The organism is Methylobacterium indicum, assembly GCF_001043895.1.
Taxonomy (GTDB): domain Bacteria; phylum Pseudomonadota; class Alphaproteobacteria; order Rhizobiales; family Beijerinckiaceae; genus Methylobacterium; species Methylobacterium indicum.
The window spans coordinates 1-24,464 of record NZ_JTHF01000136.1; the positions used below are offsets into that span (position 1 = coordinate 1).

Below are 24,464 nucleotides of genomic sequence, written 5' to 3' on the forward strand. Positions count from 1 at the left end.
CGGCGACCTCGCGGGCAAAGCTCATCTCGTGGGTGACGACCACCATCGTCATCCCCTCCTCGGCGAGGCCCCGCATCGTGCCCAGGACCTCCCCGACGAGTTCGGGATCGAGGGCCGAGGTCGGCTCGTCGAACAGGATCGCGTCGGGCCGCATGGCGAGCGCCCGGGCGATGGCGACCCGCTGCTGCTGCCCGCCCGAGAGCCGGGGCGGCAGGGCGTCCTCCTTGCCGGAGAGCCCGACGCGGGCGAGCAGCGCCCGGCCGCGCTCGATCGCCTCCTGGCGCGGCTCGCCCTTCACGTAGATCGGCCCCTCGACGACGTTCTCGAGCGCGGTCCGGTGCGGAAACAGGTTGAAGCGCTGGAACACCATCGAGACCTGGACCCGCACGGCGCGGATCGACCGGTCGGCGCGGTCGACCCTCCGGCCGTTCACCGTGATCGTCCCGCCGTCGTAGGATTCGAGCCCGTTGATGCAGCGCAGCACCGTCGACTTGCCCGAGCCCGAGGGGCCGATGACGCAGACTACCTCGCCCCGGTCGACCCGCGCGGTGATGCCCTTGAGGACGGAAAGCGCCCCGTAGGACTTGCGGACGTCGTCGAGCACGATCATCGCCGGCGGGCCTGCTTCTCGAAGTGGCGCACGATCAGGATCAGGGGCAGGCTCAGGGTCAGGTACATCAGGGCGACCAGCGAGAAGACGCTGGTGTTCTTGAAGGTCGCCGAGGCGATGAGCTTGCCCTGCAGCGCCAGCTCGGCCACCGTGATGGTGGAAGCCTGGGACGAGTCCTTCAGCATCATGATCATCACGTTGCCGTAGGGCGGCAGGGCGGTGCGGAAGGCCTGCGGCAGCAGCACCCGCCGCATCGTCAGCCCCCAGCCCATGCCGATGGTCTGCGCCGCCTCGACCTGGCCCTTGTCGATCGCCTCGATGGCGGCGCGGAAGTTCTCGGCCTGGTAGGCCGAGTAGGCGAGGCCGAGACCCAGCACCGCCGCCTGCACGGCCGAGAACGACAGCCCGTAATCCGGCAGCACGAAGTAGATGTAGAACAGCTGCACGATGATCGGGATGCCCCGGATCACGTTGATGAAGGTCGCGGCGAAGAACGAGAGGGCGCGCACGCCCGAGACCCGCATCATCGCCCAGACGAGGCCGAGCGCGGTCGAGACCACGAGCGAGCCCGCCGTGATCAGGATCGTCAGCCAGACGCCCTGGAGCAGGATCGGCAGGAACTCGCGGGCGTCGGACAGGAAGCCGTCCATGGGATCGCGCGTCCGCTCAGGACGGGTTCACGGAGGGCTGCAGGCCCCACTTCTCCAGGATCTTCGCGAGCTCGCCATTCTCCTTGATCTTGGAAAGCCCCGCATCGATCTTGGCGAGCAGGGCCTTGTCGTCCTTGCGCACGCCGATGCCGACCGAGCCGACGACGACCGGCTTGTACGAGACGACGAGGTGGGCGTTGGGGAAGTTGCCGCTCTTGAGGTTGTAGGCGGCGATCGGCGCATCGGCGAAGATCGCCTTGACCCGGCCGGCATTCACGTCCCGCAGCATGTCCGGGAAGGTGTCGTAGACCTTCACCTCGCCGAACTGGCCCGATTTCTTGAGCGCGTCGACGAAGGCGGTGCCGACCTGGGCCCCCACGGTCTCGCCCTTGAGGTCGGAGAACGCCGTATAGGCCTTGGTGTCGGCCTTGGGCACCACCAGCCCCTCGCCGTAGGTATAGACCGGGGCGGAGAACGCGATCACCTCCTGGCGCGGCGGGGTGATGAACATCGCGGCCGAGATCGCGTCGATCTTCTTAGCGGTGAGCGCCGCGATCAGGGTCGAGAACTGGAACGGCTCGATCTGCACCGAGAAGCCGGCTTCCTTCCCGATCGCCGTGATCACGTCCACCATCACGCCCTGGATGGTGTTGGTCTTGGTGTCGAGGAAGGTGAAGGGCACCCCGGTCGGCGTCGAGCCGATCCGGACCGTCTCCTGCGCCAAAGCGGGCCGGGACAGGGTACCGGCGAGCACCAGGACCGCCCCCGCGGCCATCAACAGTCGCTTCATCGTCCCCGCTCCCCTGTCGGGCGGCGCTTCGATGCCGCCACGAATTTCATTGACATGAACATCAGGGCATAATTCGCTGCATCACGCAATCCGATTTCATGCACATGAAACAGGCGGCAACGGGACGACGAAATGGGCAAGCGGACGGGCCGCTCACCGCCGATCGCGCGGTGGGGCAGCGCCTGCGCGCGCTGCGCCAGGCCCGCGGCCTGTCGCTGAAGACGGTGGCGGCGGCGACCGGCCTGTCGATCGGCTATCTCAGCCAGGTCGAGCGCGGCCTGTCCTCGCCGTCCCTGCGGGTGCTGACCGGTGTCGCCGACCTCCTCGGCATCGGTCTCGGCGCCCTGTTCGACGGGCCCGGCGCGGGCGGCGCGGAGGGGTTCGTCACCCGGGCCGGGGAGCGGGCGGCGCTCACCCTCTGGCGGGCCGGCATCACCAAGCAGCTGCTGACGCAGGGCGACAGCGCGCTCAGCCTCTTTCTGATGCAGCTCGCGCCGCTCGCCGGCACCGGGGACGAGCCCCTGGTCCATGACGGCGAGGAGGCCGGGCTGGTGATGGAGGGCGCCCTCGTCCTGACGGTCGAGGGCACGACGGTGGAGCTTCAAGCCGGCGACAGCTTCCGCTTCGCCAGCCGGCGCCCGCACCGCTACCGCAACCCGCACCCCGACCGGCCGGCCGCCGTGCTGTGGGTCAACGCCGTGCCGCGGGCGAGGGAGTAGGCGTCAGCCCATCGCCCGCTTGACGAACCGGTCCTCGAAGGTCGTGGCGAGGTCGATCTTGGCGCCCTGCAGGTCGGGGTCGAGGGTGCGGACCAGGTCCAGCACGCTCGCCATGCCCTCCTGGGTCGGGATGCCGGTGCGGGAATAGCTCTCGAGCGAGTTCTTCACCGCCTGCACGTAGAGCGGCTTGTCGCCGAAATGGTAGGCCGGCGGCACCGTGTCGGCGATCTCCTCGGGCGTGGCGGCGACGATCCATTTCAGCGACTTGGCGAAGGCGTTGACCACCTTCTGGGTCGCGGCGGCGTGGTGCTCGATCCAGTCCTGCTTGGTGTAGACCACCGCCGCCGGGTTCGGTCCGCCGAACAGGGCGCGGGTGCCGGCCTCGGTGCGGGTGTCGATGATGACCTTGATGTCGCCGTCGGCCTCGAGCTTGGCGATCACCGGGTCGAGATGGGAGATCGCGTCGATCTCGCCCTTCTTCATCGCCGCGATGGCGCCGGCACCACCCCCGACGCCGATCAGCGCCGCGTCGGTGGCCTTCAGCCCGGCCTTGATCATCGCGTACTGGGCGGTGAGCGAGGTCGAGGAACCCGGGGCCGTGACGCCGATCTTGCGGCCCTTGAAGTCGGCGGCGGACTTCACCGTGTCGGCGAGGTCCTTGCGCACCCCGATGACGATGGCGGGGAAGCGGCCGAGCTCGCACACGGCGCGCACGTCCTGGCCCTTGGCCTGCATGCGGATCGTGTGCTCGTAGGCCCCCGTCACCACGTCGACCGAGCCGCCGATCAGCGCCTGGAGCGAGCGGGCGCCGCCGCCGAAATCGTTGATCTCGGCCTCGACGCCCTCCTCCTTGAAGAAGCCCTTCCGCTCGGCGATCGTCAGCGGCAGGTAGTAGAGCAGCGGCTTGCCGCCGACGCCGATGCGGACCTTCACGGTGTCGGCCCGGGCGGGGGCGGCGGGGGCGAGCGCCAGGGCGGCGGCGCCGGCGAGGAAGCTGCGGCGTTGCATTGGGGGTGATTCCTCCCGTTCTGGTGTCTCGACCGGTTCTCTCAGCCCTGGCCGCCGGCTTGCGGGCGCCAGACCAGGAGGCGGTTCTCGATCAGGGTGACGACCGTGTCGATCACGACGACGAACACGGTCAGGATCAGCATCCCGGCGAAGACGCCGGTGACGTCGAACACGCTCTCGGCCTCGTGGATCTTGTAGCCGAGGCCGGCCGAGGAGCCGAGATACTCGCCCACCACCGCGCCGACGAGGGCGAAGCCGACCGCGGTGTGCAGCGAGGAGAACATCCAGGTCAGCGCCGAGGGCCAGTAGACGTGGCGAAGCAAGCCGCGCTCGTTCATGCCGAGCATCCGGGCGTTGTTCAGCACCACCGGGCTCACCTCGCGCACGCCCTGGTAGACGTTGAAGAACACGATGAAGAAGACGAGCGTGAAGCCGAGCGCCACCTTCGACCAGATGCCGAGCCCGAACCACAGGGCGAAGATCGGCGCCAGCACCACCCGGGGCAGGGCGTTCGCCGCCTTGATGTAGGGGTCGAACACGGCGGCGAGCAGCGCGTTGCGGGCGAACAGGAACCCGAAGGCGATGCCGCCCGCCGCGCCGAAGACGAAGGCCAGCACCGTCTCCTGCAGGGTGATCCAGAGATGGCCCCAGATCTCGGGGTTGGTCATCTCCATCCAGGTGCGCTTCAGGACCTCGACCGGGGTCGAGAAGAAGAACTGGATCTGCTTGGGGGCGCCGAGGATCGGGTAGACGGTCAGCACGTGCCAGATCGCGAGGCCGATCAGGCCGACGAGGATCTGCAGGGCGAGGAGGCCCAGGCGGTTCACGGGGCGGTTCACGACAGGAATCTCCGATGAGGCGTCACGCCATGGTCCTCACGCCGGACCGCTCGCATAGGCGCGGGAGACCTCGACCCGCAGGCACGACCAGATCTCCTTGTAGAGGGCGTGGAATTGCGGCTCGAGGCGGATCTCGCTGATGTCGCGCGGGCGGGCGAGATCGACCTTGAACTCGCCGACGATCCTGGCCGCCGGGCCGGCCGAGAGCACCACCACCCGGTCGGACAGCGCGATCGCCTCCTCGAGGTCGTGGGTGACGAACATCACCGCCTTGCGGTTGGCCGCCCACAAGTCCAGCAGCAGGTTGCCCATGATCTGCCGGGTCTGCGCGTCGAGCGGCCCGAAGGGCTCGTCCATCAGCAGGATCTCGGGGTCGCGGATCAGCATCTGGGCCAACGCCACGCGCTTGCGCTGGCCGCCCGAGAGCATGTGCGGATAGCGGTCGACGAAGGTCGCGAGCCCGACCTTGCCGAGCCAGTCGCGGGCCCGCGCCAGGGCCTCCGCCCGCTTCACGCTCTGGGGCTCCAGCGCCACCGCGACGTTGTCGAGGGCGGTCTTCCACGGCATCAGGGCGTCGGCCTGGAAGAGGTAGCCGGCGCGGGCGTTCAGCCCCGAGAGCGCCGAGGAAAATACCGTGACGCGGCCCGAAGCGGGCTTGAGCAGCCCGGCGGCGGCGTTGAGCAGGGTCGACTTGCCCGAGCCCGTCGGTCCGACGATGGCGACGAACTCGCCCGGCATCACCCCGAGGTCGATCCCCTCGACGGCGACGTAGCGCTTGCCCCCCTTGAGGGTGAAGGCGATGCTGACATCCTCGAGACGCACCGCATCGCCGTGGCCGAGTGCCGTGCCGCCGACCAGGCGCATGCCGGACCGCCCTCCCTTATGCCTCTCGGCGGCGCGCTGCCCCACCATGCGTCCCGTCTCCCTCCCGTCGTCCCGGCCGTCTCGCGCGGCTCCCGGACGCGGCCGACCATCGGCGAGCGGGCCCGCGAGATCAACCGCTCCATCCGTTGCGCAGGCCGGTTTTGGGCGCGGCGCGGGTGCGACACGGGCCGCAGGTGACAAGATCGGGCGAAGCTGGTCGGATGGCGTTCCCGATTCGATCTCGTTTGCAACCCATCAGCCGCATCGTTCCACAGCCTTGTCCGCCGCCCTCGCCCTCTCGCTCCCCGTCGACCGCCGCCAGTCGCCGACCGCCCTCGGCGTCCAGCGCGGCGTGCGGCGCCTCTTCGCCGAACTCGGCTTCGTCACGATTCCGGAATTCACCCTGGCCAACGGCCGGCGTGCCGACCTGATCGCGCTGGGGACGTGCGGCAAGCTGACGATCATCGAGATCAAGTCGAGCGTCGCCGATTTCCGCGCCGACCGGAAATGGCCCGACTACCGCGACTTCTGCGACCGCTTCTACTTCGCGGTGCCGGAGACCCTGCCGGTGGAAATCCTGCCGGACGACACCGGGCTCATCGTCGCCGACGCCTTCGGGGCGGCGATCCTGCGCGATCCGCCCGAGCATCCCCTGGCCGGCGCCCGCCGCAAGGCCGTGACCCTGCGCTTCGCCCACGCGGCGGCGGGCCTGCTCCACGCGCTGGCCGATCCGGGCTCGATCCGGGAGGGCGCGCTGTAGGCGCCCCGGCCGACGCTCCCGCCGGGTCCGGCCTTCCCATCCGCCGTCCGATGCGGAGTGCGACGCTCGCGCCCGCTACCGCAGATGCTCGACCAGGCGCCAGCATCCCTGGATGTGCTCGAACACGTAGGCCTCCGGCGCACCGAACGTCCGGATGAGGTCGTCCTCGGGGGAGAACTTGGCCTTGACGAAACCCAGGCGCATCCGGTTGCCGTCGATCTTGAACGTCAGCTTGACCCGCGACAGCTTCGCCGTGCTGCGACCGGGCTCGTCGTAGACCCACATGTTGTCGACGATGGTCACCCGGAACGGCTCGCCGGCCCGGGTCACCGGCCTTGCCGGATCCCGCAGGTCGCGCTCGGCAATCGGGGAGGCGCTGTAGGCCGCGCGCAAGGCCGGATCGGACGCGATCGCATTCAGGAACTCGCTGAAGCCGTCCTCCGTCTTCTTGCAGGCCTCGGCCGGCAATTCGGCCCGCGCCGCGGCCGGTGCCGCCAGGACGGGTGCCGCGGCCATCGCCCCGCCGGTCAGGAGCGAGGTCGCGAGTGCGGTCCTGGCCCAGCCTTGCGTCATGGCGATAATCCTTCCATCGGGCGCATCCGGTGCCGGCGGGGCACGGCGCAGGGTGGCGGGGCACGTCGTCCCACGGTCCCGAATGACCTGTCCAGTGGACTAGTACATCGTCGCGCCGCGGCGCTCCGCGCTTCCCGGGCGATCCCGGATCCCGCGGATCCCGGCTCGTCAATCTCGACTTTCGGATCTCGATCTTCGGATCTCGGCCTACGGATCCCCGACGGCGTGACGCAACGCCTTCGCGACCGGACGCGCTCCGCGCGCGGGTCTGAGCGAGTCGCCCCGGGAGCGGACCGCGCCCCGGTGCGGGACAACGGGCGTCGCTCGGCCTGAAGGCCACCGGAGGCGGACCGAGGGCATCTTCAACGACGGAGCGTCACAACACCAGGTTCTCGTCGAACCGGTCCGGCGAGAGCGGCAGGCGGAACTCGATCGCGGCGCCGCCCTTGAACCGGCGCACCACCCGGCCGGGCGTGCGGCCGACGGTCAGGGCGGTATCGAGCGGCAGCTCGACCTCGCAGGCGATCGCCGCGCCCGAGAGCGAGATGTCGACGATGCGCGCAGAGATCTCGCGCCCGCCGTCGAGGTGCAGGGTGGTGAGGGCGCGGCGCGGCACCACGCGCTCGTGCCGGCGGTCCTCCGGCAGGCCGAGCACCGTCCGATTGGCGAGCCAGGTCAGCTGCGAGGCGATCTTGTCGCGCTTGTGCGTCGTGGCGTTGATCGTCACCGCGATCCCGTCCGGCAGGATCCGCGCGACGGTGCCCTCGATCCGCCCGACATGTTCGAGGTAGATCACGATGCGCTCGCCGACCTCGCCGCCGACCGCGCAGGTCAGCCGCACCCCGCCGGGGGACATGTCGACGGTCTGGCACGGATATTCCTGCCGGTCGGACAGCATGTAGCGCCCGAGGAGCGCCACCGCGACGCGGTTGTGCCGGCGCTGCTCCGACATCGCCCGCAGGGAGAGCGCGCGCGCGATCGCGGAGGCCGGACGGACCGGGACGTCGCCCGGCGCGTCCTCCGCGGCGCTGCCCATCACGCTCGCCCCTACGCTCGCCGCCATGACGCCCGATTCTCCCGCCGCGGAGCGGCTCGCTCACGCGGGATCATGCGTCGGAATGGTTAACGAACCCCCGAGCCTCAGGCCCGCCCGCCGTGATGCACCACGAAGCGCTTGCGGCGCTCGGGCCCCGGCTCGTCGTTGGCCGCCGGCGGGGGCGCCGCCAGCGGGGCGAGGGCGGCGTTGGCCTCCCCGGTGAGGATGCGCAGGGAGACGGTGCGAAGCGCCACGATCGGGCGCAGGCCGAGCCAGGTCGGGATCACCGCGGGCGAGAGCGCGCCGATCACCCGCGCCTGGGTCTTGCCGCGGTGGCGCAGGGGCAGGAGCAGCAATTCGAGGTCGAGGGTCTCGCCCGCCTCCGTCACCCCCACGAGGCCGACCACCACGCCGGCGGTCTCCTGGATCACCACCTCGACCAGCCGCCAGGGATCGGCCGCCGGAGCCTCGCCCCACAGGCCGCCGAAGGAGTGACCCCGCAGCTCGGCCCCGAACAGGGCGCAGAGCCGCGTGCCGGCGAGCCGGACCGTGGCGGCCTGGCTGGCCGCGTCGATCTCCAGGATCAGGCTGTCGGCGAGGACGTGGCGGATCTCGCCGGGCTCGATCTCGCCCCGCTCCGGCGCCGCGCGGGCGCCGCGCAAGCCGTTCCAGTAGGCGTGGAGCATGCGGCTGGTCGGGTGCTTCATGGCGTCTCGGTCTGGCACGGGCGTTCGGGCGGGCTGTTCGCGTGGCGACCGGCGACCGTCCCGTTTCGGGACTGTGGCCGGTGCGGCTGATTCGGTTGAGCAGACCCTATGCCGAACGGGGCGGGCGCGAGAGCGTAAGGTTTAGTTAGGGTTAACCTCCCATCGCTGTTGCTTTTGCCACACACCTGGGCGATTGTGGGGACCGATGACGGTTTCGGGCTGGCAGGGGCCGAGGGCGTGCCCTACGCCGGTTCGCGTATAAAGGGATGAGGGCCGGATCCGGCCCGCGTCGTCACGGTCCTGACGGCGTTCCGCGTCTGCCCGCGTGGCTCGGCGCGATCATCCTCTTCGGGGAGGGCGGCAACGCTCTCCCTTTTTTTTGGACCGGCGCGGCCTCTATCCCCGAACCACGCCGGGCCGCGGCGGCGCCCGCCCTTGCGGACGGGCCCCGCGCCCCGCAATGGTGCCCCGCATGGATGCCACCCCCGACCTCCCGCGACCGCCGCGCGTGCCGGTGTTCAACATGCCCGCCGTGGTCACCGCCTCGGTCGGGATCCTGGTGCTGATCCACGCCGTGCGGCAGGTCCTGCCCGACGTCTGGGACATCACCCTGCTGCTCGATCTCGCGCTGATCCCGGCCCGCTGGACCCTCGCCCTCGATCCGGGCCGGGCCGCCGACGTGCTGCGCGCCGCCGCCGGGACGGAGGGCGTCGGCGTCGAGCTGCGCAAGGCCTTCGCGGCCTATCTGGTGGCCGATGCCGACGGGATGCCCTGGACCTTCGCCACCTACGCGCTCCTGCACGGCTCCTGGGCCCACGTGCTGCTCAACAGCGTCTGGCTCGCGGCCTTCGGCACGCCGGTGGCGCGGCGCTGCGGCGCCTGGCGCTACGGCGCGGTCGCGCTCGCGGCCACCGTCGCCGGCGGCCTGCTCCACGTCCTCATCGATCCCCTGAGCACCGTGCCGCTGATCGGCGCCTCGGCGGGCGTCTCGGGGCTGATGGCGGCGGCGGTGCGCTTCGCCTTCCAGCCGCCCGAACCCGCAGGCCCCGCCGCGGTGCCGTGGCAGCGCCCGGTGCCGACCCGGCTGCAGACGATCCCCGAACTCCTCCGCAACCGCTCGGCGGTGGTCTTCCTCGTCATCTGGTTCGTCACCAACCTGCTGTTCGGCCTCGCCGCCCTGCCGCTGGGCTTGAGCGACGCCCCCGTCGCCTGGGACGCGCATCTCGGCGGCTTCGTCGTCGGCTTCCTGCTGCTGCCCCTGGTCGAGCGGATCGGGCGCCGCTGAGGCGGGCAAAGGATTGTTTCCCTTCGACTTCCGGGGTGCTTGCGTCGTCCGGCGCGCGGTCACACACTCGTCGTCCAACGAGCGCCCCGCCCGGACCGCTACAGGCCGGCGAGGCCCGATCAGGGAGGTGTTGATGACCGTTGCGCGCATCCTGTCGCAGAAGGGCCGCACCGTCGTGACCGTGCAGCCCCACCGCACCCTGGCGGAGGCCGCCGCGCTCCTGACCGAGAAGGGCATCGGCGCCCTGGTGGTGAGCGATGCCGGCCAGACCGTTCTCGGCATCCTGTCGGAGCGCGACATCATCCGGGCGGTGGTCCGCGGCGGCGGTGCGGCGCTCGAGGCGCCGGTCTCCCGGCACATGACCGCCAAGGTGATCTGCTGCAGCCGCGCCAGCGCCGTCGACGAGGTGATGGAGCTGATGACCGACGGCCGCTTCCGCCACGTCCCGGTGGTCGAGGACGGCCGCCTCGTCGGGCTCGTGTCGATCGGCGACGTGGTCAAGCACCGGATCGAGTCGGTCGAGGCCGAGCACCAGGCGATGCGCGAGTACATCGCCACCGCCTGATGCCTCCCGGCGGCCGCCTCACGCCGGCGTGACGGCGGCCGCGATCATCTCGTGGATCTCCGGCAGCATCCGCCGGGTGGCCTGACGGCCGAGCTCGATGCATTCCTCGGCACGGTGGAACTCGAACAGGCCCATCTGGGCGAGCTTCGGGTTGATCATCACGTCGGGCGGATCGCCGGCGAGCCGCGAGCGCGAGATCCGGTCCTGCGTGATGTTGAAGGCGTCGACCATCACGCTGGCGATGCCGCTCGGCGCCCCGGCCTCGGGCCGGGGCTTCGGCTTGGCCCGCCGCCCGCCGATCAGCGGCCAGCGCCGCGCCTCCTCGGCGGGCGCGCCGACGGCCTCGGCGGCCGCCTCCATCACGGCCTCCGCCCCGTCCGCCCCGTGCGACTGGATCACCGTGCCGCGCACCCGCATGTCGCCGTTGAGGTTCACGCAGAGCACCACGTCGGCGCCGAGCGCGCGGGCGGCGGTGACCGGCACCGGATTGACCAGCGCGCCGTCCATCAGCCAGCGCCCGGCGATCTTCACCGGATCGAAGATGCCGGGCAACGCGTAGGAGGCCCGCACCGCCTCGACGAGACCGCCGCGGGTGAGCCAGATCTCGTGGCCGGTGCCGAGTTCCGTCGCCACCGCCGCGAAGGTGAGCGAGAGATCCTCGATGCGGGTGCTGCCGAGATCGCGCTCGAGGAGCCGCCGCAGGCGCTCGCCGGCGATCAGCCCCGACCCGCTGATGTGGAAGTCGAGCAGGCCCATCACCCGGCGCTTGGTCAGGGTGAGGGCGAAGTCGCGCAATTCGCCGAGCTTGCCGGCGGCGTGGCAGGCACCCACCGCCGCCCCGATCGAGCAGCCCGCCACCACGTCGATGGGGATGCCCGCCTCCTGCAGCACCTCGATCGCCCCGATATGGGACCAGCCCCGGGCGGCTCCGCCGCCGAGCGCCAGGCCGACCTTGGCCCGCCGGGGCCGCTCCGGCTCGCGCAGGGGAGGAACACCCGCGGCACCCAGCACGCCGTCCGCTGAGCGCCGCACGGGCGCGCCGGAAAAGAGTGCGATGCCGTCCCACATCATGGCGCCTGACCTCTGCCGGGCCTGTCCCGGTTCCCAGTGTGGCCTGGATCCATCAAGCGTTCGTCAACGGCGGAGGTTGCATCGTCGATTCGTCGGGGATCGTCGCGGCACGGACGACGCCGGGCCGCGATCGGACCCGGAGGCGGGCGTCAGCCGGCAGCCGCCCCGCGCGGCAGCGGCAGCGGCAGCGGCAGGGGAGCCGCCGCCTTCAGCGTGTCGAGCACCACCGAGGAATGGACGTGCGACACGCTCTCGTGCGGGAGCAGCACGTCGTTGATCAGGCCTGAGAGCGCCTTCAGGTCGGGCACGATCAGCTTGAGCAGGTAATCGCTGTCGCCGGTCATCACATGGGCCTCCAGCACGCAGTCGAGGCCGCGGACCAGCTCGGCGAAGCGGCGGGCATTGTCGCGGTTGTGGGTGGCGAGCGCGACCTTGGTGAAGACCGTGACGGCGAGGCCCAGCGGCTCCGGGGCGAGCTCGGCCCGGTAGCCCCGCACCACGCCGCGCTCCTCCAGCCGCAGGCGCCGGCGCGAGCACTGGCTGGCCGAGAGATGGACCCGCTCGGCGAGCTCCTGGTTGCCGAGCCGCCCGTCCTCCTGGAGCGCCGCGAGGATCTTCAGGTCGAACCCGTCGAGTGTGAGAGGATCGGTCATCGCCGGGCATCTCCATGCACGATCCGTGCGTGGAGCCCGGGTCGGCGCCGGGATTTCGCACGCCCCGCGCGGGCCGTCCATGCTGTGATGGGGACCACGAACGCAAGAGGACGCAACCCCATGGGCCCCTATCCGCACGACGCCCCGGCCGCCCACGTCACCGCCGCCAACCCGATGGGCACGGACGGGTTCGAGTTCGTGGAATACGCCCATCCCGAGCCGCAAGCCCTGCACGACCTCTTCCGCGCCATGGGCTTTGCCGCGGTGGCGCGCCACCGCACCAAGGCGATCACCGTCTATCGCCAGGGCGACGTGAACTACCTCGTCAACGAGGAGCCCGGCAGCCACGGCCACCGTTTCGTCGCCGCCCACGGCCCCTGCGCCCCGTCGATGGCGTTCCGCGTCGTCGACGCGAAGGCCGCCTTCGCGCGGGCGGTCGCGCTCGGCGCCGAGCCGGCCGACCCGGCGGAGGGGAGCAAGACCCTCGACGTGCCGGCGATCAAGGGCATCGGCGGCTCGCTGCTCTACTTCGTCGACACCTACGGGCAGAAGGGCTCGCCCTACGAGGCCGAGTTCGATTGGCTCGATGCGCGCGACCCCAAGCCCGTGGGCCTGGGCCTGTTCTACCTCGACCACCTGACCCACAACGTGCATCGCGGCCGGATGGGCGTCTGGGCCGGCTTCTACGAGACAATCTTCAACTTCCGGCAGATCCGCTACTTCGACATCGCCGGCAAGCAGACCGGCCTGTTCTCGAAGGCCCTGACCTCGCCGGACGGCAAGATCCGCATCCCGATCAACGAATCGGCCGACGAGAAGAGCCAGATCGAGGAATACCTGCATGCCTATCACGGCGAGGGCATCCAGCACATCGCCTGCGGCTGCCGCGACATCTACGCGACGATCGAGGCGTTGCGCGAGCGCGGCGTCGCCTTCATGCCCGCGCCGCCCTCGGTCTATTACCGCCGCGTCGACCGTCGCCTGCCCGGCCACGGCGAGCCCCTGGAGCGGATGGAGCGCAACGGCATCCTGATCGACGGCGAGGGCGTGGTCGAGGGCGGGACGACCAAGATCCTGCTCCAGCTCTTTTCGGCCAACGCCATCGGGCCGATCTTCTTCGAGTTCATCCAGCGAAAAGGCGACGACGGCTTCGGCGAGGGCAACTTCAAGGCCCTGTTCGAATCGATCGAGGAAGACCAGATCCGCCGCGGCGTGCTCGCCGCCGACGGAGCCCGCGACGCGGCGGCGTGAGGAGAGGCGCTGGGGCGGGGCTGCTCGGGGGAAGGAAAGGGCGCGGACCTCCCCTCTCCCCGCGGGCAGCGAGCGTATTGGGTGAAGCGCCCGCCCGCCGCCAGGGTTCGCACGCTGGAGCGGCCCTCGACGCGGTCGAAGCCGGTCTCGGTCGCCTGGATGCGCAGCCGCGTGGCGCGCTCGCCGGCCTCGCGGGTCAGCGCCCGTGCCGGATACTCGTAGAGTTCGTAAGCCGTATTCTCGGGAATACGGTCGATCGACGGCGTATCGGAAGTAAGATCGAGATTTTGCGTCAAGAATTCGTCATCGTTTCCGGCTCGTCGTCCCGGCGTGAACGAGAGTTGCCGGCGCCAGCCATGGATGTGCTCGGCATCCGACGAGCCCGGGTCTCGGTCTCGCTCGTCATAGGCCGAGGGGTGGTCACCGCCGACGAGCGTATGCTTGTCGCGCTCATGGCGAAACCAGACCAAGTGACCTCGGCCGTAGAGCGCCGCACGGTGCGTCGGCGACCGCAACCTGACAGGCCGAAACCGCGCAGCGGGTCCGGGGAGCCGCCGCGGGCGGCGAGTAGAGCGCGACCCGGAGGGGGACGCCGTGAACAACCGATCGCGCTACAGAAATATCCCTCGCATCTCATGGTTTATTATGAATATCGTCATTTCAGATTGAGGTGATCGCGAGGGATCGTTGACTGAAATTCACGCCTGGGCCAAGCGTGACGAGTTCGGTACGACGCTCGCTCTGATCGATCACGGCGAGGATGTCGCCGCCGTCCTGTACGCCGTGCTGACGCAGACCGCCTACCGAAGCAGGATCGAGAGACTCGCCGGACGTGCGTTGTCTGATCAAGACATCGAGCGATTGTGCTCGCTCGCCTTTCTACACGATCTCGGCAAAGCCAATAGCGGCTTCTGGCGGCGCCAATTTCCCAAGATGCCGCGCATCGGTCACACCGAGGTCGTCGGCGCCCTGTTTCACCACAGCGTACCGCTCCGTAACCAAGCCGTGGTGCGGGAGCTGAGCGATCTCATCGCGGCTTGGGGAGCGGCCGAACATCTCACGGCCGTCATGGCTCATCACGGCCGTCCGCTCACGAGTTTCAGCACGCCAGGTGCCATGAGCGGATCCAGCACCAGAGAGGCACGGCGTGATGCCGGCTGGTGGCGTCCGATCGACGGCTACGATCCGCTCGCCGAATTGGCACGGCTCGTCTCCGCCGCCCGCCTGCGCTTTCCGCTCGCCTTCCTGGAGGGCCCGCCTTTGCCCGATGCCGCGCGTTTCGTGGCATTGCTCGCCGGCCTGACGACCTTGGCCGACTGGCTCGGTTCGGACACGGCGCACTTTCCCCTCGTGACGCCGCCCGGGCTCTCGCGATCGCAGTTTGCGGCACGGCAAGCCGCTCTGGGCGTCACCGTGCGGGGCCTCCGCCCGTTGTCACGCGCAGCGCCCGACTCCTTTGCAGCGGCCTTCGGATTTCCACCCTACGAGGCCCAGGAGAAGGCCGCCGCCGCATCGCTCGGCGCCATCGCTGCCCTCGAGGCCGAAACCGGTTCGGGCAAGACCGAGGCGGCCCTGTGGCGGGCGCTGGCGCTGATCGCCCGCGGCGAGGTCGACGCGCTGTACTTTGCGGTACCAACCCGCACCGCCGCCACGCAGCTGCACGGGCGGATCAACCGCCACCTCGCCCGCATCCTCGGCGCCGATGCCCCCCGTGCGGTGCTCGCGGTGCCGGGCTACCTGCGCGCCGGCGACGAGGACGGGCAGCGGCTCGCACCCTTCACGGTGCTGTGGCCCGACGAGGACGATAACGACGCACGGTGGGCGGCGGAGGCGCCCAAGCGCTACCTCGCCGCCCGCATCGCCGTCGGCACCATCGATCAGGCGCTGATGGCGGGCCTGCAGGTCAAGCACGCTCACCTGCGCGCCGCCGCCCTGTCGCGGGCGCTGCTCGTGGTGGACGAGGTCCATGCGTCGGACACGTTCCAGACCGAAATCCTGAAGACCGTCATCGGGAACCACGTTGCGGCCGGCGGCCGGGCGATGCTGCTCTCGGCCACCCTCGGCAGCGCGGCGCGCACGGCCCTCCTCGGCCAGGAGGCGCCGAGTCTCGCGCTCGCCCTCGAGACGCCCTATCCGGCGCTCTCGGGCTCAGACGCAGCGCCCAGGACGGTGACGACCGGAGGCCGGCGCAAGGAGATCGTGGTCGGGACCGTGCCACTGATCGCCCACTCGCGGGAGATCGCCGTCCGGGCCCTCGCCGCCGCCCGCGCGGGTGCTTCGGTGCTCATCGTCCGCAACACCGTCGCCGACGCGGTGGCGGTGCAGCAGGCACTCGAAGCCGAGGGCGCCGGCAACCTGCTGTTCCGGGTCGGGGATGTCGCGACCCTGCATCACGGCCGCTTCGCCGCCGAGGATCGGCGTCTTCTCGACACGGAGATCGAGGCGGTCTTCGGCGAGGTGGACGACGATCAGGCCCCCGGGGAGCGTCGCGGCCGCGAGCGCCGGCCGATCGTCGCGGTCGGGACGACGACGCTCGAGATGAGCCTGGACCTGGATGCGGATCTCCTGATCACCGATCTCGCGCCGATGGATGTGCTGCTCCAGCGCTTCGGCCGCCTGCATCGGCACCGGCGCGACCGGCCGGCCGGCTTCGAGATGCCGCGGGCCATCGTGCTGGTCCCGGAGGTGCGCGATCTCTCGCCCCTGCTCGAGCGCGCCCGACACGGGCTGGGGCCGTCCAAGGAGGGACGCGGGATCTATCCGCGGCTGGCGGTGATCGAGGCGACGTGGCGCCTGATGGAGGAGCACGCCCGGATCGTCGTCCCGTGCGATTGCCGCCGGCTCGTGGAGCTGACGACCCATCCGGAGGCGCTCGACGCGGTCGCGGCACGGAAGGGCGGCGCCTGGCTCGACCATGCGACCTGCCAGGAGGGCGGCCGTGTCGCCGACATGGCCCTGGCCGCTCACCATCGGCTCGACATGACGGCTCCCTTCACGGACCTGTCGTTTCCCGAGGACGAAACGGTACGCACCCGGCTCGGCGCCGACGACCGGCTGATCCGGCCGGAGGTACCGTTCGTCGGCCCGTTCGGGGCAGTGGTCACGCAGCTGCGCATCCCGGGATGGATGCTGACGAAGGCCGGGCCGATCCCCGACGACGCGACTGCCGCGGTTCGGGATGAGGTGGGCGCCGAGGGCGTGAGGTTCACGCTGGGCGCGGTCGAATTCCGCTACGACCGGCTCGGGCTGCGGGCAGGGTGAGCCGGCTTTCGTCGAACCGCCAAATGGTGCCGCAGCAGTAACGAAGATCCTGTACGGCGTGTGTCAACATCGGCGCTTGCGCCTGAATCACACCTAGAGTATCAAAACGTACGAACGGAAAAGGCTCGAAGACGTTCCAGCGTCTTCGGGCCTGATCCGAACGAGTCTCGGCTTGGGACCGCTCGATCGGGTGTCTGCTGACGCGACATTCTTAGATCTTCAGCGCCATTCGTCAAGTCGTTCCTGTCTCAGGAGCCGATGATGAAATACGAGAAATTCAGATCCGCCGGACGGCGCGGATGGCGATGGCACTTGCGTGCCGATAACGGGCGCATCATAGCGATGTCGCGCGAGGCTTACATGACCGAGCGGGCTTGCGACGACTCGATCACCTTGAGCAAATCATCGTCCGGGGCGCCGGTCACGCGCGTGTAAATCCATCGGGGCAGGCTTTCCTGCCCCGAACCGCTCCCTCTCCCTGAGAGGATCGCCCACGCCAGATGGTGGGCGCCGCCATCATGCGGGTCGTTCCCCCGCATCCGCGGGGATCTCACATGCCGATCCGCTACCGCGATCGATCGAGCCAGCCGAGAACAGGCAACCTGTTCGACATCCTGGCCGCCCTGAGCACCGACGCCGTCGCCGCCTTCCCGGCCTTGCGCCCGCACCAGCGCCAAGCCTGGCACGCCTTCCTGGTCCAGGTCGCCGCGATGGCCCTCCACCGCGCCGGTGCGGCGGCGCTGCCGGAGACTGGGGAAGCGTGGCGCCGGCTGCTCCTCGCCCTCACCCCGGACTGGCCGGACGGCGAGGCCTGGGACCTCGTGGTCGAGGATTGGAGCAAGCCGGCCCTGCTCCAGCCGCCGGTGGTCCGACCTGCGAACGCCGCGGAGTACCGGGGGCGGATCGAGGCGCCCGACGCCCTCGACATGCTGGTCACGGCCAAGAACCACGACCTGAAGGCCGAGCGGATGCGGGGCGCCGCGGACGACCACTGGTTCTTCGCCCTGGTCAGCCTCCAGACCCAGGAGGGCTTCATGGGGAGGGACAATTTCGGCATCAGCCGGATGAATAGCGGCTTCGGCAGCCGCACGACCCTCGGGCTGCGCCCGCAGGGCAGTCCCGGCGCCGCCTTCCGGCACGATGTCGGCCAGCTCCTCGCCGGAGGGCGCGACCGGATCCTGAAGAGGCAGCCGGCGCTCGCCGCCCGCGACGGGGTGGGCCTCGTCTGGCTCGCTCCGTGGGACGGGCAGGCCTCGCGGGGCTTCGCGGGGCTCGATCCGCTCTACGTCGAGGTATGCCGGCGCGTGCGGCTGGTGCGGGAGGACGGCGGCCTCGTCGCCCGGACCGCCGGCTCGAAGGTCGCCCGGATCGAGGCGAAGGCGCTCACCGGGCGGACCGGCGATCCGTGGGCGCCGGTACTGAATGACGGCGAGAAGGCCTACACGCCGACCGGAGCCGGGTTCGGCTACCGGCAGATCGCCCGGCTGATGAACACCGACATCATCGTGCGGCCGGTGCTCGCCACCCCGACCCCAGGCATGCCCATCGCTGGTCTCGTCTTCGTCTTCAGTGCTGTGGTCCGCGGCCAGGGCAAGACCGAGGGCTTCCACGAGCGTCACCTGCCGGTACCGGGCTTCGTCGGTGCCCTGCTGAAACAGCGTGGCGACGTGATCCTCGACCGCACCGGCAAGGTCGCGCAGGAGCGCGCCGACGAGGCCGGGGAGATGGGGCGCATCCTGCGCCACGCCCTCGTGGCGCTGATGCGAGGCGGACGTGACGGCGTGCGGCTCGACGACGAGGTGGCCCAGCGCAAGGCCGCGTCCTGGCAGGCGGCCTATGACGGCCGCGTTGAGGCGGGTTTCTTCGACGACGCATTCTGGAACGAGGTGGCGGAGCGGGACGGGCCGCATCGGATGCCCTGGCGGGGGCGGCTCGCGGGCCTCGCCCGCGCGGTCCTCGCCGAGGCCGCCGAGGCGGCGCCGCGCACCGAGGTGCGGCGCATCCGGGCCCGGGCCCAGGCCTCGGACCTGTTCGAGCGCCGGGCCGGCGCGTTCGTGGCGGAGGTGAAGGATGCCGGGTGAGGCCGAACCGATGACCGAGGCGGGCGAGCGGACGGCACGGCGGGCGCCCTCGCTCTCCGCGCAGCTGCGGTCGATCTCCGGCCGGATGCCGGGTCTGCCGACCGGGACCCGGGCGACGCTGCGGCGCCTGGATCCGGCAGCCCCCGGCCGCGGCGTCGATGCGGTGATCCCGCTCCTGATCGCGGCCGGCGTGAACCGGCGCGCCTTCGCCTCCGACGAGGGCTTTCGCCGCTGGGCGCTGATCTGCCACCTGGTCGCGACCCTGGCCGGCACCGCGGCGCGTGAGGTCCACGCGCCGGTGCGGGAGCGCGGGGCCGACGGACAGATGACGGGCCCGCGGCACCGCGAGCGCGAGGCCGGACGCAGGATCCACGCCGCCGGCGTGTCGGAGACGCGACTGATGCGGCTCACCACGGCCCGGGGGCCCGCGCTCGTCGCCCAGGTCGCCCGCCTCGGCCGGTTCCTGGCCGCCGCCGGTGCAATCCCCCTCGACCTCACGCCCCTCGCGCACCTGATCCTGAGCGAGGGCTTGGACGAGACGCGGGCCGACGAGGCCCGCCTCGCGCTCGCCCGCGCCTACTACGCTGCGGAAGCCGGCAACGACCGCGATGCCGACCAGATCGACGAGGACGCTCGAGCGTGACCACTCCCCGCTTCATCCAGATCCACTTCCTGGCCTCCTATCCGGGCGTGCTCCTCAACCGCGACGATGCGGGGCTCGCCAAGCGCCTGCCCTTCGGCGGCGCCACCCGCACGCGGATCTCCTCGCAATGCCTGAAGCGCCACTGGCGCATGACCGAGGACGCCCGCGGCCTGCACCGCCTCGCCGAGGAGGTCGGCCTCGAGGCCGAGCGCTCCAAGGTCGCGATCGAACAGGCGGTGACGGATCCGCTGCGCGGCCGGGCCGACGAGGCGGTGGTGGACGCCATCGAGAAGGTCTTCGTGGAGAAGGTCTACGGCGGCAAGGCCGGCGACAAGAAGTCCCGCCAGGCGCTGCTGCTCGGCCGCCCCGAACTCGCCTATCTCGCCGAGAACGCCGCCCGCATCGCCGGGGAGGCGGAGGACGCCAAGGCCGCGGAGGCCGCCGCACAGGCCTTCTTCAAGGACGGCGACGGGAAGGCGAACCTCAAGCAGCTGCGCGAGCAGAACCACCTCGCCCCGGGTCTCGAGAGCGCCCTGTTCGGCCGCATGGTGACCTCCGACGTCCGTGCCAACACCGACGCCGCCATCCACGTCGCCCACGCCTTCACGGTCCATGACGAGCAGCCCGAGCTCGACTATTTCACCGTGGTCGACGACCTCGCCGAGCGCGAGGATGCGGGCGCGGCCGGCGTCTTCGATACCGAGCTGACCTCGGGCCTCTATTATGGATACGTCGTCGTCGACGTGCCGCTCCTGGTCTCGAACCTGACCGGGTGCCCGCGCAAGGCCTGGGCCGGCCTCGACCCGGAGGCGCGCGACCTCGCGGCCCGCGTGGTCGAGAACCTGGTCCACCTCGTCGCCACCGTCAGCCCCGGGGCCAAGCGGGGTTCGACGGCGCCCTACGCCTATGCCGACCTCGTGCTGGTCGAGGCCGGCGAACGCCAGCCGCGCACCCTGGCCAACGCCTTCCGCGATCCCGTCCAGCCGCCCCGGAACCGCCAGGCGCTGGAGGCCGGCGCGACCCTGGCCCGCGAGACCGCCCGGGCGATCGAGCGGGAGATCGAGGGGCTCGACGGGATGTTCGGCCCGCACGAGACCCGGTGGCAGGCGGCCCGCGGCGCGGCGCGCCTGCACGGCATCGACGCGATGCCCCTGCCCGACCTCGCCACCCGTGCCGGCGCCCTGGTGCGCCGGGCGTCGATCGCGGGGTAGCGGCCGTGCCGGACCACCTCGTCCTCCTCCTCGACGCGCCGCTCTGCGCCTTCGGCGGCGACATCATCGACGCCTACGGGGTCGTGCGCGACTTCCCCGGTCGCTCGACGGTGACCGGGCTCCTCGCCAACGCGCTGGGCTACGACCGGGCCGACGGTGCCCTGCTCGACCGGCTGCAAGCCCGCCTCGTCCTGGGCTCCGCCCGGGTGGCGGAGGGCCGGCGGGTGCGCGACTTCCAGACCGCCCGCCTCGGCGCCGGCGACCGGGGCTGGACCACGCGAGGCCGCGTCGAGGGCCGCAGCGGCGGGGCGGCGACCTACGACTCGCCCCATATCCGCTACCGCGATGCCGATGCCGATGCGCTGGTGCTGGTCGTCTTCCACCTCGATCCGCCCGAGGAAAGTCCGACCCTGGCGGAGATCGAGGGCGCCCTCGACCGGCCGGAGCGGCCGCTCTTCATCGGGCGAAAGCCCTGCCTGCCGTCGCGGCCGCTGGTGGCCGGGCGCATCGCATCGAACGACATCCGCACCGCCCTCGATCTTGCCCTCGCTGCGTGCGCGGCAGGCACGGAGCGCTTTCGCCTCCATCCCTCCCGCCTCCGGCAGACGCCCGACGGTTGGCCCCGCTCCGAGCGTCGGGTGCGCGCCCAATGGCCGGCCGACCTGGGGCCGTCCGATCGAGCGCCGGGGGAGCGTGAGCGCCGCCTGGACATGTGCGACGAGCGCGACTGGGTGGTGGGCGTGCATGGCGGCTCGCGCGGGGTGATCGAGGGCCGGCTGTGCCTTCCGGCGCGCACCCACGGAGAGACCCCGTGAGCGGTCCGCTCCTGCACCTCGTGCGCACCGCCGTGGCGCCCGCGGCGTTGCGGACCTTCGCGGCGCATCAGGGTGTCCTCGACGACGATCTCGGCTACGCGCTGCATCTCGCCCTGCGGCGGCGCTTCGGGGCGGCGGCCCCTCAGCCCTGGCGCCTGATGCCAGGCCGCGACGGCGGACCGGACATGCTGCTCGGCTATAGCCACGACAAGGACGCCCTGCGAGCGGCCGATCCCCGTGCGGATGCGCGCCCCGAACCCCCTCCGGACTGGGAGGCGGACTGGCGCGCGGACGACGACGCCGAGAGCGCGTTGGCGGCGATTTTTCCACATCCGTTCGAGGCGAAGGCGATGCCGCGCGCCTTTGCCGAGGGGGCCGCTTACGGCTTTACCCTGCGGATGCGGCCGGTGGTGCGCTACGGTCCGCGTGCCGCCGCCGCCCGGTCGGCGGCGGACCGCCAGGGCGGCCACGAGCGGGACGCCTTCCTGGCGGCGCTCGAGCAACGCGATCTGGCGGGCGGGAGCGAGGCGAACGATCCACTGGAGCGCGAACCGATCTACCAAGCCTGGCTGGAACGGCGCCTGGGCTCGGCGGCGCGCCTCTCCGCCTTCCGCCTGGTGGCGCATCGGCGCATCCGCACCGTGCGATCCATCCCGCCGGATGCCGCGTCCCGCCGCCGGCCGGGGTTCGCCGGGCCGGAGACCGTGGTGGACGGGGTGCTGACGATCGTCGATCCGGCGGCCTTCGCCGCCCTGCTGGGACACGGGGTGGGGCGGCACGGCGCGTTCGGCTTCGGCATGCTGCTGCTGCGGCCGGCGGGACGATAGCGCCATGCTCCTCGGCCGCCTCGGCCTCGACACGGCCCGCGTCCCCCATGGCGACCGGCACGGCCTCCTCTGGCTCGACCGCGGCCGCCTGGAGGTGGAGGACGGCTGCCTGCGGTTCGTCACTCGAGCCGGGCCGGAGGGCGGCGCGACCCTCGCACCGGGCGACGATCAGATTCCGCATCAGTCGGTCTCGGCCGTGCTGCTCGGCCCGGGCTCCTCGGTGACCCACGACGCCCTCCGGCTCCTCGCCCGCCACGGCTGCGCCCTGTGCGCCATCGGGGAGGGGGGCGTACGGCTCTACACGGCGCCGCCGCTCCTGCCGGACACCTCCGCCCTGGCTCGGCGCCAGGTCGAGCTCTGGGCGGTGAAGGCCACGCGCATGGAGGTGGCGCGGCGGATGTACGCCCTGCGCTTCGGCGAGATCGTGCGAACCCGCGACATCGCGGTCCTGCGCGGCATGGAGGGCGGGCGCATCAAGCGGGCCTACGAGCTGGCCGCCGAGCGATTCGGCGTGCCCTGGCGCGGACGCCGCTACGATCGGGCGAACCCCGACAGCGCGGACCTGCCCAACCAGGCCCTCAACCACGCGGCTGTGACGGTGCAGGCCGCCGCCGCCATCGCGGTGGCCGCCACCGGCACGATCCCCCAACTCGGCTTCATCCACGAAGACTCCGGACAGAGCTTCGTCCTCGACATCGCCGACGTGCGGCGCCACGACGTCGTCCTCGACATCGCCTTCGGGGCCGCCAAGGAGGCGACCAAGCGTCCGGAGAGCATCGTCCGGCTGGTCCGCCGCAGGGCAGCCGAGCTGTTTCGCCGACGCGAGGTCATCCCGGGGCTGATCGACGCGATCAAGTCCGTCCTGGTGCCTCGGGAGCGGGACGACGCCCCCCAGGCGGAGGTCGGTTCGACGACCGACCCCGAGCCGACGTGAACGCGACGAGGAGAGGGGCATGCCGCTCTGCGTGGTCGTCACCCGCGATGTCGAGGATCGCTACCGGGGCTTCCTGGGATCCGCCATGCTGGAGCTGGCCCCCGGTGTCTACGCCTACCCGCGCATGAGCGCGGGCGTGCGCGATCGTGTCTGGACCGTGCTGTCGGACTGGTACGGCCAGCTCGGCCGTGGCAGCATCGTGATGACCTGGGCGGACACGTCTGCGGCAGGCGCGCTCGGCGTTCGCACGCTCGGTTCGCCGCCCAAGGAGGTGATCGCCCATGAGGGCGTCCTTCTCACCCGCCGCCCGCTGGGCCGCGGAGCGGGGATACCGCCCCTGGCCCAGGAGACGACCCTGGCCCAGGAGACGAGCTCTTTGATAAGTGAATGATGTCAGTATATTGACTGGCAGAGGCTCCCCCGCATCCGCGGGGATCGACCGTGGTCCGGCGACGAGCCGACCGGCGATGTGCCGGCTCCCCCGCATCCGCGGGGATCGACCCCGTGAGATCAACGTCGTCGGGATCGACCTGAGGGCTTCTCCGAGGGCGTGGACGTCATCAAGGCTCCTCTGCACCGCGGGATCGACCCACATTGACGCCTTCGTGCATCCCTGTACTACGGGCGATAACGTCCCCTACAGACATGATGGCTGTGCAGGCTGGGGCCGTCCTGCGGCGGTTCGAGAGCGTGAGGCTGGAGTGAAGCGGACGACTTGCCCTCGAGGGGCAGGATCGGCCGCGCGGGCCTGGCCGGGATCCCGGCGGGCAGATCTCCGGCGGGGCTCGCGTCCGGCCGACATCCGGCCTTCCTCGCAGGGCGATCGACCGTGTTCCCGAGAATACGGCTTACGAACTCTACGAGTATCCGGCAAGGGCGCTGACCCGCGAGGCGGGCGAGCGCGCCACGCGGCTGCGCATCCAGGCGACCGAGACCGGGTTCGACCGCGTCGAGGGCCGCTCCAGCGTGAGGACGCTCGCGGCAGGCGTGCGCTTCACCCCCTACGAGGTGGCGCATCCGGGCCATGTCTACCCGGCGCAGGTGATCACGCAGATCCTGCACCGGGCCGAGGACCCGACCTACGAGTCGGGGGCCGGCACGCCGCATTACGAGAACGCCTTCACCACCCTGCCGGCCGACCGGCCGGCGACGCCGCATCGGACAGTGCCGCGCCCGCGCATCGACGGGTTGCAGATCGCCAGGATCGCGGGGCCGCCGGGCGAGGAGATCCACACCGACGCGTTCGGGCGGGTGAAGCTGACCCTGCCTTGGGACCGTAGGGCGCGGGGTGACGGGACGGATACCGGCTGG

26 protein-coding genes and 1 pseudogene are annotated in these 24,464 nt (G+C 71.2%); 15 read left to right on the plus strand and 12 right to left on the minus strand.

The features are described from left to right. The 3 genes from QR78_RS16605 to QR78_RS16615 all read right to left on the minus strand — a co-directional run. On the minus strand, positions 1 to 610 hold a 610-nt coding region (locus tag QR78_RS16605; RefSeq protein ID WP_048428662.1), incomplete at its 3' end, for an amino acid ABC transporter ATP-binding protein. After that, entirely contained in the window at positions 607 to 1,260 is a 654-nt protein-coding gene (locus QR78_RS16610) for an amino acid ABC transporter permease (RefSeq protein ID WP_048428663.1), read from the minus strand. The genes QR78_RS16605 and QR78_RS16610, both read right to left, overlap by 4 nt. A gap of 16 nt (positions 1,261 to 1,276) precedes the next feature. Continuing rightward, the gene (locus QR78_RS16615; protein ID WP_048428664.1) at positions 1,277 to 2,050 is read right to left on the minus strand and encodes an ABC transporter substrate-binding protein; all 774 of its coding nucleotides are present in this window, start codon (positions 2,048 to 2,050) and stop codon (positions 1,277 to 1,279) included. A 104-nt stretch (positions 2,051 to 2,154) separates the two neighbouring features. Between QR78_RS16615 and QR78_RS16620 the strand changes: the two genes are divergently transcribed. Further along, positions 2,155 to 2,769, plus strand: a complete 615-nt coding sequence (locus QR78_RS16620) for a cupin domain-containing protein (RefSeq protein ID WP_048428665.1) — start codon at positions 2,155 to 2,157, stop codon at positions 2,767 to 2,769. Between the two features lie 3 nt (positions 2,770 to 2,772). Here QR78_RS16620 and QR78_RS16625 read toward each other — a convergent pair whose 3' ends face one another. From QR78_RS16625 to QR78_RS16635, 3 genes are read right to left on the minus strand one after another with little or no spacing between them, the layout of a single operon-like run. Then, positions 2,773 to 3,777, minus strand: a complete 1,005-nt coding sequence (locus tag QR78_RS16625; RefSeq protein WP_048428666.1) for an ABC transporter substrate-binding protein — start codon at positions 3,775 to 3,777, stop codon at positions 2,773 to 2,775. A 41-nt stretch (positions 3,778 to 3,818) separates the two neighbouring features. Then, a complete protein-coding gene (locus QR78_RS16630) occupies positions 3,819 to 4,604 on the minus strand; it encodes an ABC transporter permease (RefSeq protein WP_048428685.1) in 786 nt (261 codons plus the stop codon). Between the two features lie 48 nt (positions 4,605 to 4,652). Next, complete coding sequence (locus tag QR78_RS16635) at positions 4,653 to 5,480, minus strand: ABC transporter ATP-binding protein (protein WP_048428667.1); 828 nt, start codon at positions 5,478 to 5,480, stop codon at positions 4,653 to 4,655. A 277-nt stretch (positions 5,481 to 5,757) separates the two neighbouring features. On the opposite strand from QR78_RS16635, the gene QR78_RS16640 reads away from it, so the two are divergent. Then, positions 5,758 to 6,240: an MmcB family DNA repair protein gene (locus QR78_RS16640; RefSeq protein WP_048428668.1), complete on the plus strand. Its 483-nt coding sequence runs from the start codon at positions 5,758 to 5,760 to the stop codon at positions 6,238 to 6,240. Between the two features lie 75 nt (positions 6,241 to 6,315). Here QR78_RS16640 and QR78_RS16645 read toward each other — a convergent pair whose 3' ends face one another. From QR78_RS16645 to QR78_RS16655, 3 genes are all read right to left on the minus strand, one after another. After that, positions 6,316 to 6,813, minus strand: a complete 498-nt coding sequence (locus QR78_RS16645; RefSeq protein WP_048428669.1) for a hypothetical protein — start codon at positions 6,811 to 6,813, stop codon at positions 6,316 to 6,318. Positions 6,814 to 7,189: 376 nt separating this feature from the next. Further along, positions 7,190 to 7,765: a PilZ domain-containing protein gene (locus QR78_RS16650; RefSeq protein ID WP_048428686.1), complete on the minus strand. Its 576-nt coding sequence runs from the start codon at positions 7,763 to 7,765 to the stop codon at positions 7,190 to 7,192. Positions 7,766 to 7,953: 188 nt separating this feature from the next. Then, on the minus strand, positions 7,954 to 8,556 hold the full coding sequence (locus QR78_RS16655; protein WP_048428670.1) for a PAS domain-containing protein: 603 nt from the start codon (positions 8,554 to 8,556) through the stop codon (positions 7,954 to 7,956). A 472-nt stretch (positions 8,557 to 9,028) separates the two neighbouring features. Between QR78_RS16655 and QR78_RS16660 the strand changes: the two genes are divergently transcribed. Both QR78_RS16660 and QR78_RS16665 read left to right on the plus strand, forming a co-directional pair. Then, positions 9,029 to 9,841 (plus strand): rhomboid family intramembrane serine protease, encoded by an 813-nt coding sequence (locus QR78_RS16660; RefSeq protein ID WP_048428687.1) that lies wholly within the window; start codon positions 9,029 to 9,031, stop codon positions 9,839 to 9,841. Positions 9,842 to 9,974: 133 nt separating this feature from the next. Continuing rightward, on the plus strand, positions 9,975 to 10,406 hold the full coding sequence (locus QR78_RS16665; protein ID WP_048428671.1) for a CBS domain-containing protein: 432 nt from the start codon (positions 9,975 to 9,977) through the stop codon (positions 10,404 to 10,406). 18 nt (positions 10,407 to 10,424) lie between these two features. Here QR78_RS16665 and QR78_RS16670 read toward each other — a convergent pair whose 3' ends face one another. Further along, complete coding sequence (locus QR78_RS16670) at positions 10,425 to 11,477, minus strand: patatin-like phospholipase family protein (protein WP_048428672.1); 1,053 nt, start codon at positions 11,475 to 11,477, stop codon at positions 10,425 to 10,427. Between the two features lie 149 nt (positions 11,478 to 11,626). After that, the gene (locus QR78_RS16675; RefSeq protein ID WP_048428673.1) at positions 11,627 to 12,130 is read right to left on the minus strand and encodes an Lrp/AsnC family transcriptional regulator; all 504 of its coding nucleotides are present in this window, start codon (positions 12,128 to 12,130) and stop codon (positions 11,627 to 11,629) included. Positions 12,131 to 12,250: 120 nt separating this feature from the next. Here QR78_RS16675 and hppD point away from each other — a divergent pair, with 120 nt between their 5' ends. Beyond that, positions 12,251 to 13,381, plus strand: coding sequence for a 4-hydroxyphenylpyruvate dioxygenase (gene hppD, locus QR78_RS16680; RefSeq protein ID WP_048428674.1), 1,131 nt, complete (start codon positions 12,251 to 12,253; stop codon positions 13,379 to 13,381). Positions 13,382 to 13,521: 140 nt separating this feature from the next. Here the strand turns inward: hppD and QR78_RS36710 are convergent. Further along, positions 13,522 to 13,983, minus strand: a pseudogene (locus tag QR78_RS36710) (contractile injection system protein, VgrG/Pvc8 family); the annotation flags it as partial. 85 nt (positions 13,984 to 14,068) lie between these two features. On the opposite strand from QR78_RS36710, the gene QR78_RS16685 reads away from it, so the two are divergent. From QR78_RS16685 to QR78_RS35650, 10 genes are all read left to right on the plus strand, one after another. Beyond that, positions 14,069 to 16,642 (plus strand): CRISPR-associated helicase/endonuclease Cas3, encoded by a 2,574-nt coding sequence (locus QR78_RS16685; RefSeq protein WP_048428675.1) that lies wholly within the window; start codon positions 14,069 to 14,071, stop codon positions 16,640 to 16,642. 261 nt (positions 16,643 to 16,903) lie between these two features. Then, positions 16,904 to 17,077 carry a YegP family protein gene (locus QR78_RS36715; RefSeq protein ID WP_158004051.1) on the plus strand — a complete coding sequence of 58 codons (174 nt, stop codon included), beginning with the start codon at positions 16,904 to 16,906 and terminating at the stop codon, positions 17,075 to 17,077. 119 nt (positions 17,078 to 17,196) lie between these two features. Beyond that, a complete protein-coding gene (locus QR78_RS16695) occupies positions 17,197 to 18,723 on the plus strand; it encodes a hypothetical protein (RefSeq protein ID WP_048428677.1) in 1,527 nt (508 codons plus the stop codon). Continuing rightward, positions 18,713 to 19,366 carry a type I-E CRISPR-associated protein Cse2/CasB gene (locus QR78_RS16700; RefSeq protein WP_048428678.1) on the plus strand — a complete coding sequence of 218 codons (654 nt, stop codon included), beginning with the start codon at positions 18,713 to 18,715 and terminating at the stop codon, positions 19,364 to 19,366. Before QR78_RS16695 ends, QR78_RS16700 begins: the two co-directional genes overlap by 11 nt. Continuing rightward, positions 19,363 to 20,577, plus strand: coding sequence for a type I-E CRISPR-associated protein Cas7/Cse4/CasC (gene cas7e / locus QR78_RS16705; protein WP_048428679.1), 1,215 nt, complete (start codon positions 19,363 to 19,365; stop codon positions 20,575 to 20,577). The genes QR78_RS16700 and cas7e overlap by 4 nt, the downstream gene beginning before the upstream one ends. A 5-nt stretch (positions 20,578 to 20,582) precedes the next feature. Then, positions 20,583 to 21,392, plus strand: coding sequence for a type I-E CRISPR-associated protein Cas5/CasD (gene cas5e / locus QR78_RS16710; protein WP_048428680.1), 810 nt, complete (start codon positions 20,583 to 20,585; stop codon positions 21,390 to 21,392). Next, positions 21,389 to 22,219 (plus strand): type I-E CRISPR-associated protein Cas6/Cse3/CasE, encoded by an 831-nt coding sequence (locus tag QR78_RS16715; protein WP_048428681.1) that lies wholly within the window; start codon positions 21,389 to 21,391, stop codon positions 22,217 to 22,219. The genes cas5e and QR78_RS16715 overlap by 4 nt, the downstream gene beginning before the upstream one ends. A 4-nt stretch (positions 22,220 to 22,223) precedes the next feature. Then, entirely contained in the window at positions 22,224 to 23,153 is a 930-nt protein-coding gene (gene cas1e / locus QR78_RS16720; RefSeq protein WP_048428682.1) for a type I-E CRISPR-associated endonuclease Cas1e, read from the plus strand. Between the two features lie 19 nt (positions 23,154 to 23,172). Beyond that, positions 23,173 to 23,544, plus strand: a complete 372-nt coding sequence (cas2e, locus tag QR78_RS16725; RefSeq protein WP_048428683.1) for a type I-E CRISPR-associated endoribonuclease Cas2e — start codon at positions 23,173 to 23,175, stop codon at positions 23,542 to 23,544. Between the two features lie 431 nt (positions 23,545 to 23,975). Continuing rightward, positions 23,976 to 24,464 (plus strand): contractile injection system protein, VgrG/Pvc8 family (locus QR78_RS35650; protein WP_280140380.1); only part of this gene is annotated, 489 nt, incomplete at its 3' end.